Below are 11,985 nucleotides of genomic sequence, written 5' to 3' on the forward strand. Positions count from 1 at the left end.
TCCGTTATTTGTTTCCGGTGACCTCCCCGGCTAGCGTTTTTCAGAACCAGCCGCCCGGTCGACAATGCATGGCTCGTCACTGGAGACAAAGATGAAAAAGCGTGTCCTCACCACCCGTGAAAACCTGCCCGGCCACGGCCTGAACCGCCTGTCCGAGGCGGCGGACGTGGTGGCCTGGGCCGGGACCGGGAAGCCCGGACCCCCCGACCTCGCCGCGCTCGCCTCCGGAGTGAGCGGCGTTCTGGCGCTGGGCAACGACCCGGTGGACGGCGCGCTGATGGACGCGGCGGGCCCCTCGCTACGCGTCATATCGCTGGCGAGCATGGGATTCGACAACGTCGACCGGGCCGCCGCCGCCGAGCGCGGCATCGTCGTCACCCACACTCCTCGCGTGCTCGCGGAGACCACCGCCGACCTCACCTTCGCGCTGATCCTCGCCGCCCGCCGTCGGCTCGGCGCCGCCGAAGCGAGTCTCGCGGAAGGTTCCTGGGAGTTGTTCCGGATGCACGACTACCTCGGCCTGGACATCCACGGAGCCACCCTCGGCCTGATCGGCTACGGACAGATCGGCCGCGCGGTGGCCCGCCGGGCCCATGGGTTCGGCATGCGCGTGCTCCACCACGACCCCTACGCCCCCGACGACGACCTGTCGACCTCGGTGGGTCTGACCACGCTGCTCGCCGAGTCCGACATCGTGTCGCTGCACGTACCGCTCACCGAGGAGACGAGGCACCTGATCTCGGCCCGCGAACTGGCCACGATGAAGCCCACGGCCACACTCGTCAGCACCTCCCGCGGTGGCGTCGTCGACGAGGAGGCCCTGCTCCATGCCGTCCGGGAGGGGCGGTTGCACTCGGCCGGGCTCGATGTCTTCGAACGCGAACCGATGGGAACGAAGGTGTCGCCGCTGGTGGCAGAGCCGCACGTGGTCACGCTGCCCCACATCGGGTCGGCCACCGAGGCCACTCGGGCCGCCATGGTCGACCTGGCGGTCGACAACATCCTCGACGTCCTCGCCGAACGCCCCGCCCGAACCCCCCTCCCCGGCAGTCCGGCGGTGCCGGGCACCCCCGCCGGAGCACGCTCATGAGCCACCCGCTGTTCGACATCACCGGAAAGACAGCCCTGGTCACCGGCTCCAGCCGCGGCATCGGCAAGGCGCTCGCCAAGGGCCTCTTGGAGGCCGGCTGCACAGTCGTCCTCAATGGGCGGAACACCACGGCCCTGGAGGCGACCGCCAAGGAACTCGCGGCCTCCTTCGGGGACCGGGTACACACCGCCGCCTTCGACGTGACGGACTCGGCGGCCGTCACCGCGGGCATCTCTCGTATCGAGGAGGAGGCCGGACCGATCGGCATCCTGGTGAACAACACGGGAGTCCAACACCGCAGCCCCATCCTGGAGTTCACCGACGACGACTGGCACCGTCTCCTCGACACCAACCTCACCAGTGCCTTCCTCGTGGGGCGCGAGGTGGCGCGGCGCATGGCGCCCCGGGGCCACGGCAAGATCGTCAACATCTGCTCACTGCAGAGCGAAGCGGTCCGGCCCGGTATCGCCGCCTACTCCGCCACCAAGGGTGGCCTGAAGATGCTCACCAAGGGAATGTGCGCCGACCTGGGCCCGCTGGGCATCCAGGTCAACGGCATCGGACCCGGCTACTTCGCCACCGAACTCACCTCGGCCCTGGTGGCCGACGAGGAATTCAGCGCCTGGGTCCGCACCCGCACACCGGCCGGCCGCTGGGGCGACGTCGACGACCTCGTGGGCGCTCTGGTCTTCCTGGCCTCCCCCGCGTCCGACTTCGTCAACGGACAACTGCTCTATGTCGACGGCGGCATGCTCTCCGTCCTGTGACGGACGCCGCAACGGAAGGAACCCCACCATGCAAGCTTGCGTCGTGCACACGGCAGGAGACCTCCGGGTCGAGCACCGCTCCCCCGCCCCGGCCGGGCCCGGCCAGGTGACCGTCGCCGTCGCCCTCGGCGGAATCTGCGGATCGGACCTGCACTACTACCGCCACGGCAGGGTCGGCGACTTCACCGTCCGGGAGCCGATGGTCCTCGGACACGAGGTCGTCGGCCACGTCGCCGCCCTGGGACCCGGCGGCGAGGGACCGGCTGTCGAAACCCCGGTGGCCATCCACCCCGCCACACCGTGCAACCACTGCCCCCACTGCGCGGCCGGCCGCCGCAACATCTGCGCCGACACCCGCTACCTCGGCAGCGCCGCCCGCACGCCCCACGTCCAAGGCGGCTTCGCCCAACTCGTCACCGTGCCCGCGGCACAGATCCGCCCGTTGCCGCCGGAGCTCGGCCTGCGCCGTGCGGTCCTGGCCGAGCCCCTGTCGGTGGCCCTGCACGCCGTGCACCGGGCCGGTGACGTGGCGGGCAAGCGAGTCATGGTCACCGGGGCGGGGCCGATCGGCTGCCTGGTCACCGCCGTTCTACGCCACAGGGGCGCTGCCGAGGTCGTCGTGAGCGACCTCCTCGACACCCCCCTGCGCATCGCCGCCGCATCCGGAGCCACCGCCACGCTACGGGCGGGCGATGCCGAGGCCGGTGCGTGGCCGGACCCGTTCGACATCGCCGTCGAGGCGTCCGGAGCGCCCGCGGGACTACGAAGCTGTATCGAACGAGTACGCCGCGGGGGCACCGTCGTACTCCTCGGTCTGCTGCCACCCGGCGAGGTGCCCCTGCTGGGTAACATCGCCGTCACCCGCGAACTGGAGCTTCGGGGCGCCTTCCGCTTCGACTCCGAGTTCGACGAAGCGATCGACCTGCTGGCCCAGGGCCTGCCCGTCGACGCGGTCGTGACGCACACCTTCCCGCTCGCCGAGGCCCGCGCCGCCTTCGACATCGCCCACGACCGGGCCGTCGCCTCCAAGGTCCTCCTGGACCTGACCCGTGCCTGACGAAGGAATCGGCCTCCCGGGCCATCAGTGTGGTCCAGGCCAGAGCCGCGAGCGTGACCAGACCAGTGGCGACCAGCCGCAGGGTTCGGCAGATCTCGTACGCCGTCTCCGCCGCCGCGGGTACGGCTCCGAGCCCCGTCAGGGACCATGCCGCCCGGCATCCCCCGCAGCTGTCGCAGCTGCCGGTCGTGCTGCGGGCCCGATGACGCAGCCGGCCATACGAGGACGACTCGTCCCGGCTGGTTGAGCACGAAGAGCCGCTCGCCGAGCGCGCCGATCTGAGCGCCCGCCCGCTGCGCGTCGTGGGACGCGGTCGCGTCGGCCACGACCACACAGAAGGTGTCATCGGCCTCGACGACCAGGGCTCGGGCGATGTTCAGCATGTCCCGAGGCGAGCGGCCTGCCGGCCCGAGCAGCTCCGCGAGATAGGTGAACTGCTCGTCGCGTGAGGCAGCGGCCATGAGGGCCCGTTCCTCCAAGTAGGACTGCTGGACGGCGCGGGCATAGTCGTCCACCACCCACCACAGGCTCCCGGCGTGCAGCGCGAGTACGGCCATGTCGTCGGCCCGGGCCTGGGCGAGCATCGCGGACCGTACGACCCCGAAGTCGAGCCGTACCGCGGCGACGAGATCCTCGCCCCGCACGCCTTGGCGGGCCCGGAGTCGCCCGAGTTCACTGGGCAGCTCGCTGAGCTGTGTCGTGGTCGAGTCGGTGGCGAGCGCCCGGAGGATCAGGGCGCTCGAGTCGCGTGCCGATGTGCGCAGATGTTCGTCGGGAGACCGCTCTGGCGTACGGCCGTTACCGAACCGAGTGATCAAGTCAGTCCGTGACGACGGAGGTGTTCAGGCCCTTGTCATAGTGGTTGCGCGCGATCCGGATGCCTGAACTGCCGTGGAAGACGAACAGCGGGGAGGTGTACGGCGGGTGATCCGCTCCGTCCAGCCGCCGGACGGTGTTGCCGGTAAAAGCGAACCCGCCGACGCTCTTCGCGTTGACGACGGTGACGTCACCGATGTCGAACGAGTTGTGCTCGACCGAGATGTTGTGATGCACCGGGTTCGCCGGGTCGATGACCTGGTTGGTCGGCTCCACGAAGATGACCGGACCGCTGGGCCGCGTGAACGAGTTCCCGCGGATCGTGAGGTCGGCGACCGGCCCGGACTCGTACCACTGGTAGGCGTCGGCGGAGACGTAGATGCTGGCCATGGACATCCCGTCGAACCGGTTGCCGGTGATCAGGACAGGTTTGCGGGTGGTGACCAGAATGCCGCGGGTCGGCACGTTGCGGAATACATTGCCGGATATGACGACCGACGGGGTGGCGGTGATGTTCTCGACGACCGTCTCACCGATCTCGACCCCGGCGGGAACCGGCCGGTCGAAGGTGACGGTCATCGTGGTCAGCGGCTTGTCGTGGTCCATCCCGCTCGGCCCGTCGACCGCGGTGACCACCGCGTGCGCGTCCCCCAGCGGGGTCATCGTGCGCTTGGAGGCGAACTCGACCTCGTCACCCGGGGCGAACTGCGGGAATCCGGCGGTCTGCGGGTGCTTGTAGGCGAGGGTGAGGGTGGACGGCCCGGGTTTGCCGACGACCTCGAGGTAGGTGCCGTGGATGTTGATCGGGTCGTCGTGCGGGCCGTCGAAGACATTCCTGGTGATCGAGACTTTCCCCTTGACGCCGGACATCTGCACGAAGTCCGCGAAGGAGGATGTCGACCGGCCGGACGCCGGATCGGGTGCGAAGTTCACCTTGTCGATCGAGATGTTCTCGCTGAACTGCCCCACCACACCGAAGGACTGCAGGTAATAGGCGTTCATCGAGCGCATCGTGACGTTTTTGGACTCCCAGATGAAAGCGCCCGGTTCCGTTCGCTCGATGAGGCGCATCTGGTAGACGAGCCCGGCGTCCGCCGGCCGTGCCGCGGTGGTGTAGTCGATCCGGATCCGCCGGCCGCCCAGGTCGGTGACCGCGGCGACGTCGTTGAACAGCGGGTTGTCTCCGCGCCAGGTCCGTTGCGCCTTGGGGTCGTGGATCTGTGTGTACTGGAGTCCGTCGACACCCGACCAGTACGGCTGCCCGGTGGCCGGACTGGTCTCGCCGAGCCAGGTGATGTGCGTGCCGTTCACCTGGTACGGGCTGCCGGCGGGGATCTTCAGGACGCGGTAGGCGTGCCCGTCGGCGACACCGGCGGCGGCGACGGTCGCGTCGATGACCTCGGGAGCCGCGTAGTCGAAGGAGAAGTTCTGGAAGGTCACATCGGTCGAGCGGATCGACGCGAACGCCGTCTGAAGGCCGTGGTAGACGAGCTTGGCCCCGCCGCCGTCGATGGTGACGTCGTGCATGTCCTCGACGAGCAGCCCGATCTTCTTGTCCCGGTAACGCTGGTCGGCGCCGACGGTGTTGGACACGTACAGCTCACGCGTCTCGGCCCGCTCGGGGAAGAGCTGGTAGGTGCCCTTCGAGAAGACAACCCTGACCGGCCGATCGACGCTCTTGGCGTGCCGCAGCGCCGCGGCGACAGCGGGCGTCGAGTCCGTCCGGCCCGTGGGGTCGGCTCCGTAAGCGTCCACTTTCACCACCACCGGCGTCACCCTCGGCGCCGCGGCGGCGGGACTGGCACCACTTCCGAGCAACGCGAGTGCCACCCCAAGAAATACGAACCGAGACATCGCCCCTCCAGAGCATCCGAAAACCACGAAACACCCGATGAATACACGAAGTTGTCGTCATCTGCTCGGCCGGAACCGGCCTTAACCCGGGTCCAGAGTCTCCATACATCCGATCTCTAGGTCAATGGCGTGGACCGAGCCATTGATGTTGATACCGAGCGCCGACAGGCCCTCAACTTCGTTTTGATCTCCAGCAGTTCAGCGCCCGCAGGTGGGAAATACCGTCCGTGGCCACGACGGACGGCATACGCGCGGCACGCCGCACTCCTTGACAGCAGCCGGCCTCTGTCCGAGCGCCTCAGTCCGTCCTCGGCGCCGCCGTGCTCGCGCGGATCACCAGTTCGGGGTCGAAGAGGAGTTCGCCGACGGGGACGTCGCGGTTGCCGACCAGGGCGAGGATGCTGCGGGCCACCTCCGAGGCCAGGCGGTCGGCCGGCTGGCGGACCGTGGTGAGCGGGGGGTCGACGAAGTCCATGATCATGGCGCCGTCGTAGCCGACGACCGACACGTCGCCCGGAACGTCGTACCCCTGACGGCGCGCGCCCCGGATCGCGCCCAGGGCCATGTAGTCGCTGGCGGCGACGATGGCCGTGGCCTCGCGGCCGAGGAGCGAGATCGCGGCGGACTGGCCGCCCTCGACGGTGTAGGACTGCCGGACCACCCACTGCTCCGGATCCTCGACACCGCGTCTGGCGAGCGAGGAGACGAAGCCGCTGACGCGGCGGTCGGCCGGGCGGTTGCCGACCGGGCCCGACGCCATGCCGATCCGGCGGTGACCGAGCCGGTGGAGATGGTCGACGGCGAGTTCGGCGGCCAGCAGGTCGTCGGTGGAGAAGACCGGCGCCTCGCTCACGCCCTCGAACTGTCCGTTGACCCCGACGAACGGGATCCTGCGGGAGCGCAGGAGTTCGTACGCCTGTGGGTCCGCGCCCTCGATCGTGTTGCTGGACGAGAGGAAGACGACGGCGGCGACGCCCCGGTCGGCGAGGGAGGTCACGAAGTCCAGCTCCTGCACTCCGCCGGGGAAGCACGGGCACAGGATCGTCTTGAGGCCGTGCGGGGCGAGGGTGGACTCGATCCGTTCGCAGACGTCGGCGAAGAACGGGTTGGACACGAACTCGGTGATGACCGCGATGAGCTGACCCCGCGTCTGCCGCTCGTACCCCAGGTCGGCCATCGCCTGCTCGACCGCCTCGCGGGTCTTGCGCGACACACCTTGGCGCCGGTTGATGACGCGGCTGACCGTGGCCTCGCTCACCTGTGCCCGGTCCGCGACCTCGGTGATGCCGACCTTCATGCGGTTCCCTCCGTCACCCGTAGTGCCACCAGCCCCGAGCGAGGTACGGACACGCTGTGCAGCCCCGGTGCCGGCGACCGTTCGCAGTCGTCGATGATACGTCCACGCTCGTCACGGACGGTCATGTGCAACGGGCGCTGCCCGCCGGTCACCTCGATCACCAGCCGGTCCGACGCCGTGCCGTTGACCAAGGTGATGTCGTCGTACGCGGTGGTGTCGACGGGCACGATCCGGTCGCTGTGCACGGTGGTGACGCAGGCCGTTCCCCGCGCCGCGGTGACCAGGGTGTAGAGCTCGTCGGGCCGGCCTGGCTCGACGTCCCCCTGCAGCAGCACCGGCCGCAGCCGCCGCCACTCGGCGAGCCAGAACGCCAGCGTCTCGCGGTGCTCGTCGGACAGGCCGGTCAGCCGTACGGAGATCTGCGGGACGCAGTGCAGGGAGCCGATCAGCTGCCGTGCCACCGCGTGTGCGGGCGCATCGCGGTCCCACAGGAGCATGTCGCCGTGGACCGCGCCGCCGACGGCGAGCAGGGCGGTGTCGAGCGTGCGCACCCGGTTGCCGGTGGCGTCACCCGGGCAGTCGAAGGAGCGCAGCATGTTGCCGAAGGGGGCCATGCCGGGTCCGACGTAGGGCTGGCGCAGTTCCAGCAGCAGTCCGCCGTCGGGCCGCAGTTCTTCGAGCGCGGTGCGCAGGTCGGTGAGCAGGACGGTCATGGCCCGGCCGACATCGCTGATGTCGGTGCCTTCGTGGTGGGCGTACGCGCCGTCGCCGCGGTACGCCATGGCCTCGTCCAGAAAGTCGATCTTGAGCCCGTCGAGGCCGTGGTCGGCGACCAGCCGGGTGCACAGGCGGATGACGTGGTCGCGGACCTCGGGGCGGCGCGGGTCGAGGACATGGGCGCCCGGGACACCGGCGGGCGCGGGGGCGTAGGGGGTGAGCCGCTCGGCGCAGTCCGCGTCGGGGCCGAGCAGCAGCGGAGCGACCCAGGCGAGGTAGCGCAGGCCCCGCGCACGCACGGCCGACACATGCGCGGTGAAGTCGGGGAACGCCGTCGGGTCGGGGCGCCAGTCGCCGCATCCGGCGTAGCCGCGACCGCTGCCGTACTCCTGCCAGCCGTCGTCGAGGATGAGCACCTCGCAGCCGAGGGAGGCGGCTACGCGGGCCTCCGCCTCGACCGATGCGGCGTCCACGCGCTGGTTGAAGGCGTACCAGGTGGAGTAGACGGGCGCCGAGGCGCCGGCGGGGACCGGCATGGGGGCGCACTGCGGCTGCGCGGCGAACCACTCCCGCAGCCCGCGCAGGGCCGTCGCGACCGTGGGCGCCGAGCGGGCCAGCATGACGCGGCGCGGGCCGCCGTCGGGCGCGGGAGCCAGGTGCAGGTGCACCACATGGGTGTCGTTCTCCTCCGAGACCCCGAAGACGACATCGGTCTCGGGGACCGGGTCGGCGACGGCGAAGGTGAGCCGCGTGCGGCCGTCGTGGTCGTAGAGACAGCCGGCGGCGGTGCCGTCGACGAGGCTGACGCGCGAGCGGCCCGCCCAGTCGGCGACGAGGGTGCGCTCCCAACCGGCGCCCGGGTGCCAGTAGCCGGCCGCGTCGCCGAGCGGCACGCTCATCCGCACCTCCGTCGGTACCGGCCCACCGTCCGTCCGGATCTCCAACAGGGCTTGCCCGTCGCCGAGTTCGGTCAACGTCCAGTGCGCGCCGGCGCCCGGCGCGTGGGCGAGGACCGCGATACGGACGCCGTCGACGAGTGGCTCGTAGCGCGCCGAGGGGAGTTCGGCCGTGGTGACGGGCCGGGTGGTGCTGAGGGTCATCGCGGGGATCATTCCTTCACGGCACCGGCGAGGAGACCGGAGACGAAGTGGCGCTGGAGTGCGAGGAAGACGAGGGCCATCAGGATCGCGGCGAGGGCCGTGCCGGTGAGCAGGGCGCCGTAGTCGGTCTGGTCCAGGCCCTGGAGGGACGCCAGCGCGACAGGGATCGTGAACTCGCCGGCGTCGCGCAGGACGACCAGCGGCCAGATGAAGTCGTTCCACTGGAAGAGGAACAGGAAGATGGCGAGGGCCGCGAGCGCCGGTTTCATCGGCGGCAGGACGACCTTGAGGAACAGCCTGAACTCCCCGCAGCCGTCCATCCGAGCGGAGTCGATGAGTTCGTCGGGCAGCGCGGCCATCGACTGCCGCATCAGGAAGATCCCGAACGGCAGGGCGAGGTTGGGCATGATGACGGCCTGGTAGGTGCCCAGCCACTCCAGGTCGACCATCATCTTGAACAGCGGGATCAGTGTGACCTGTGTGGGGATGACGAGCCCGAGCATCAGCAGCCCGAACAGCGCGCCGCTGCCGCGGAAGCGGAACTTGGCGAAGCCGTATCCGGCCAGCGTGCAGATCGCTCCGGCGGCGATCGTGTAAATGACCGTGATCAGCAGCGAGTTGACGATGACCTTGCTGAACTGCGCCGATGACTCCAGGGTGGAGAGGTTGTCCATCAGGTGCCCGCCGGGCAGCAGCGGCGGCGGGCTGTCGAAGATGTCCTTCGAGCTGTGGGTGGCGGCGATGATCAGCCAGTAGAAGGGCAGCAGGACAGCCGCCACGGCGATGCCCAGCGAGGAGGTCAGCAGGATCGACCGGGTGTGGGTGCGGGATCGCCGCGGCCGGGTGGTGGTGAGGGTCACGACTTCTCTCCCAGCAGGCGGAACTGCACGATGCCCAAGATGCCGATCAGGACGGTGAGGATGTACGCGACGGCCGAGGCGTAGCCGAAGTCGAAGTACTTGAAGGCGTTCTGGTAGAGGTACACGCCGATGGTGAGGGTGGCGTTGTCGGGCCCGCCGCCGGTCAGGACGTACGGCTCGTCGAAGAGCTGAAGGGTGCCGATGGTGGACAGCACCGTCGTCAGCAGGAGCGCGGGCCGCAGCCCCGGCAGCGTGACATGGCGGAACGACTGCCACGCGGAGGCGCCGTCGACGGCCGCCGCGTCGTACAGCTCGGTGGGCAGCGACTGCAGCCGGGCGAGGAAGATCACCGCGTTGTAGCCGGTGTAGTGCCACGTCAGTGCGAGGCCGAGGGAGATCCTGGCCCACAGCGGGTCGGTCAGCCAGGGGACTTCTCCGATGCCGACCAGGCCGAGCAGCCAGTTGACCAGTCCGTACTGGGTGTTGAGCAGGACGGCGAAGATGATGCCGTACGCGACCAGTCCGGTCACCGTCGGCAGGAAGAAGCCGAGCCGGAAGAGGGCGCGGCCGTGCAGGAGCGTGGAGTTGAGGGCGACCGCGATGCCGACGGCCAGCGCCAGCATGAGGGGCACCTGGACGACCAGGATGATCGCGGTGTTCTTCAGCGCGGTCCACAGCAGTGGATCGTCCAGCGCCCGCGTGTAGTTGCCCGCGCCCACGAACTCCTGGGTGCCGTTGACGTTCTCGTACAGGCTCATCAGGAACGACGAGCCGATCGGATACAGCTTGAAGACCGCGAAGAGGACGAGCGCGGGGAGGATGAAGAGATACGGGACGGCCCGCCGGCGCAGGATCCGCGCGGTGGGGCGGGGCGCGGCTGCCGGGCGGGAGGCACCGGGGGCTTTCAGTACACCGTCGGGGGTGGCGGTCGTGGTCATGAGGCGAGCTCCCGTCCGGTCTGGCGGGCGAGCTGGTCGGCGGCGTTGTGCAGGGCGCGGCCGGGGTCGGCCCCCTTGAGCAGCACCTGGGTCTGCGCGTCGGCGACGGTCTTGAGCGCGCGGGCGTAGTCGGCGGAGTAGTTGACGGCGGGCGAGCGCGCCTTGAGCGCGTTCAGGAAGATCTCGCCCTTGTGCTGGCCGCTGAAGAACGCCGACGGCTCGTGGAAGACGGGGGCCTCGTACGCCTGGAGCAGGGCGGGGGCGATGCCCTTGCTGCGGTAGATGGCCTCCTGCGACGCCGGCCTGGTCAGGACGTACTCGACGAACGTCCAGGCGGCGGCCTGGTGCACGCTGGAGCCGGCGACGGCGAGATGGGTGGAGTTGACGGTCGCGGCCGTGGTGCCGCCGGGCTTCACCGCCGGTGGGAGGCGGACCTTCCACTTGCCGGATTCCTTGGGGACCAGGCCCTCGATGATGCTGCCGAACCAGGTGGGCCAGGGCAGTACGGCCGCGGTGCCGGACTTGATGGAGTTCTCCAGCGCGGTCCAGCCACCCGCCAGATCGCTGACCAGGCCGGCGTCGTTCATCTCCTTGATGAGGGTCATCGCGGTGACGGCCTCGGGGGAACCGAGGGTGATCCGGCCCTCGGCGTCGAAGTAGAACGTGCCCTGGAGCTGGAGCAGCATCTGGAAGAAGTTGGCGGCGTCCGGCTGGGACGCGGGCTTGTCGATGCCCAGCAGATGGACTCCGGTCTTCTTCTTGATCTTCTTCCCGGCATCGATGGCGTCGTCCCACGTCGCCATCGCCTCGCCGTCGACACCGGCGGCCTCGAAGAGGTCGGCCCGGTAGTAGAACCCGGCCGAATTGGCCTCCCAGGGAAAGGCGTTGACCTTGCCCTTGCGGGTGACGGTCTGCCACATGCCGTCGGCGAAGGCGTCACGGTAGCGGTCGGCGCCGAGCGGGCCGAGGTCGGCGAGACCGTCGGGGAACTTCTCGGTGTAGGCCGGAAGATAGTCGACGCCGATGTGCAGGACGTCCGCAAGGCCCTGCCCGCCGGCCGCCATTGCCGTGGTGATCTTGTCCCAGATCGCCGGGTTTCCGATGTCCTGCACGGTGACGTCGATCCCGGGATGCTGCGCCTTGAAGGCGGGGACCAGGGCCTTCATGGCGGCTGCGGGGCCCTGCCAGCTCCAGACGGTGATCGCGGCCCGGTCCGGGTCGCCGAGGCTCCCCGCCTTGGTGGCACCGGTCACCGAGCAGGCGCCGAGCAGCGAGGCTCCGGCCCCGGCGGCGAACAGCGAACCGCCGAGCGTGAGCAGGCGCCGTCGGTCCAGACCGTTTCGCGGAGGCTCGTCCGGCGGTGGCTGGTTCAGGGGCGAGGCGTCCATGGCTGCTCCGGGGGGTCCGGCGGGTGCGCGGCTCTTGTAGCGCGGCTGGAAGCTAACAAGCGACTGATCCCACTTGCAAGATATAGGTGAAAACTTTCTGC

11 protein-coding genes are annotated in these 11,985 nt (G+C 69.7%); 5 read left to right on the forward strand and 6 right to left on the reverse strand.

Annotated features, from left to right (window positions below):
• Positions 1-91 precede the first annotated feature (91 nt).
• The 5 genes from AB0D57_RS33085 (at position 92) to AB0D57_RS33105 (ending at position 3,363) form a co-directional block, all read left to right on the forward strand.
• Entirely contained in the window at positions 92-1,090 is a 999-nt protein-coding gene (locus AB0D57_RS33085; protein WP_362081528.1) for a D-glycerate dehydrogenase, read from the forward strand.
• Complete coding sequence (locus AB0D57_RS33090; RefSeq protein ID WP_362081531.1) at positions 1,087-1,857, forward strand: SDR family oxidoreductase; 771 nt, start codon at positions 1,087-1,089, stop codon at positions 1,855-1,857. The genes AB0D57_RS33085 and AB0D57_RS33090 overlap by 4 nt, the downstream gene beginning before the upstream one ends.
• A 28-nt stretch (positions 1,858-1,885) precedes the next feature.
• Complete coding sequence (locus AB0D57_RS33095) at positions 1,886-2,914, forward strand: L-idonate 5-dehydrogenase (protein ID WP_362081534.1); 1,029 nt, start codon at positions 1,886-1,888, stop codon at positions 2,912-2,914.
• A gap of 53 nt (positions 2,915-2,967) precedes the next feature.
• The gene (locus AB0D57_RS33100) at positions 2,968-3,120 is read left to right on the forward strand and encodes a hypothetical protein (RefSeq protein WP_362081537.1); all 153 of its coding nucleotides are present in this window, start codon (positions 2,968-2,970) and stop codon (positions 3,118-3,120) included.
• A gap of 96 nt (positions 3,121-3,216) precedes the next feature.
• The gene (locus AB0D57_RS33105; RefSeq protein WP_362081540.1) at positions 3,217-3,363 is read left to right on the forward strand and encodes a hypothetical protein; all 147 of its coding nucleotides are present in this window, start codon (positions 3,217-3,219) and stop codon (positions 3,361-3,363) included.
• 370 nt (positions 3,364-3,733) lie between these two features.
• On the opposite strand, the gene AB0D57_RS33110 is transcribed toward AB0D57_RS33105, so the two are convergent.
• The 6 genes from AB0D57_RS33110 to AB0D57_RS33135 all read right to left on the reverse strand — a co-directional run bounded on the left by AB0D57_RS33110 (position 3,734) and on the right by AB0D57_RS33135 (position 11,884).
• Positions 3,734-5,485, reverse strand: coding sequence for a right-handed parallel beta-helix repeat-containing protein (locus AB0D57_RS33110; protein WP_362081543.1), 1,752 nt, complete (start codon positions 5,483-5,485; stop codon positions 3,734-3,736).
• A 397-nt stretch (positions 5,486-5,882) separates the two neighbouring features.
• Positions 5,883-6,881 (reverse strand): LacI family DNA-binding transcriptional regulator, encoded by a 999-nt coding sequence (locus AB0D57_RS33115; protein WP_362081546.1) that lies wholly within the window; start codon positions 6,879-6,881, stop codon positions 5,883-5,885.
• Positions 6,878-8,698 (reverse strand): glycoside hydrolase family 36 protein, encoded by a 1,821-nt coding sequence (locus tag AB0D57_RS33120; protein ID WP_362081550.1) that lies wholly within the window; start codon positions 8,696-8,698, stop codon positions 6,878-6,880. Before AB0D57_RS33120 ends, AB0D57_RS33115 begins: the two co-directional genes overlap by 4 nt.
• A gap of 8 nt (positions 8,699-8,706) precedes the next feature.
• Entirely contained in the window at positions 8,707-9,558 is an 852-nt protein-coding gene (locus tag AB0D57_RS33125) for a carbohydrate ABC transporter permease (protein WP_362081553.1), read from the reverse strand.
• Positions 9,555-10,496 carry a sugar ABC transporter permease gene (locus AB0D57_RS33130; protein WP_362081556.1) on the reverse strand — a complete coding sequence of 314 codons (942 nt, stop codon included), beginning with the start codon at positions 10,494-10,496 and terminating at the stop codon, positions 9,555-9,557. The genes AB0D57_RS33125 and AB0D57_RS33130 overlap by 4 nt, the downstream gene beginning before the upstream one ends.
• Positions 10,493-11,884 (reverse strand): sugar ABC transporter substrate-binding protein, encoded by a 1,392-nt coding sequence (locus tag AB0D57_RS33135; RefSeq protein WP_362081559.1) that lies wholly within the window; start codon positions 11,882-11,884, stop codon positions 10,493-10,495. Before AB0D57_RS33135 ends, AB0D57_RS33130 begins: the two co-directional genes overlap by 4 nt.
• Between the last annotated feature and the right edge of the window lie 101 nt (positions 11,885-11,985).

Source organism: Streptomyces sp. NPDC048275 (assembly GCF_040652275.1).
Classification (GTDB): Bacteria; Actinomycetota; Actinomycetes; order Streptomycetales; family Streptomycetaceae; genus Streptomyces.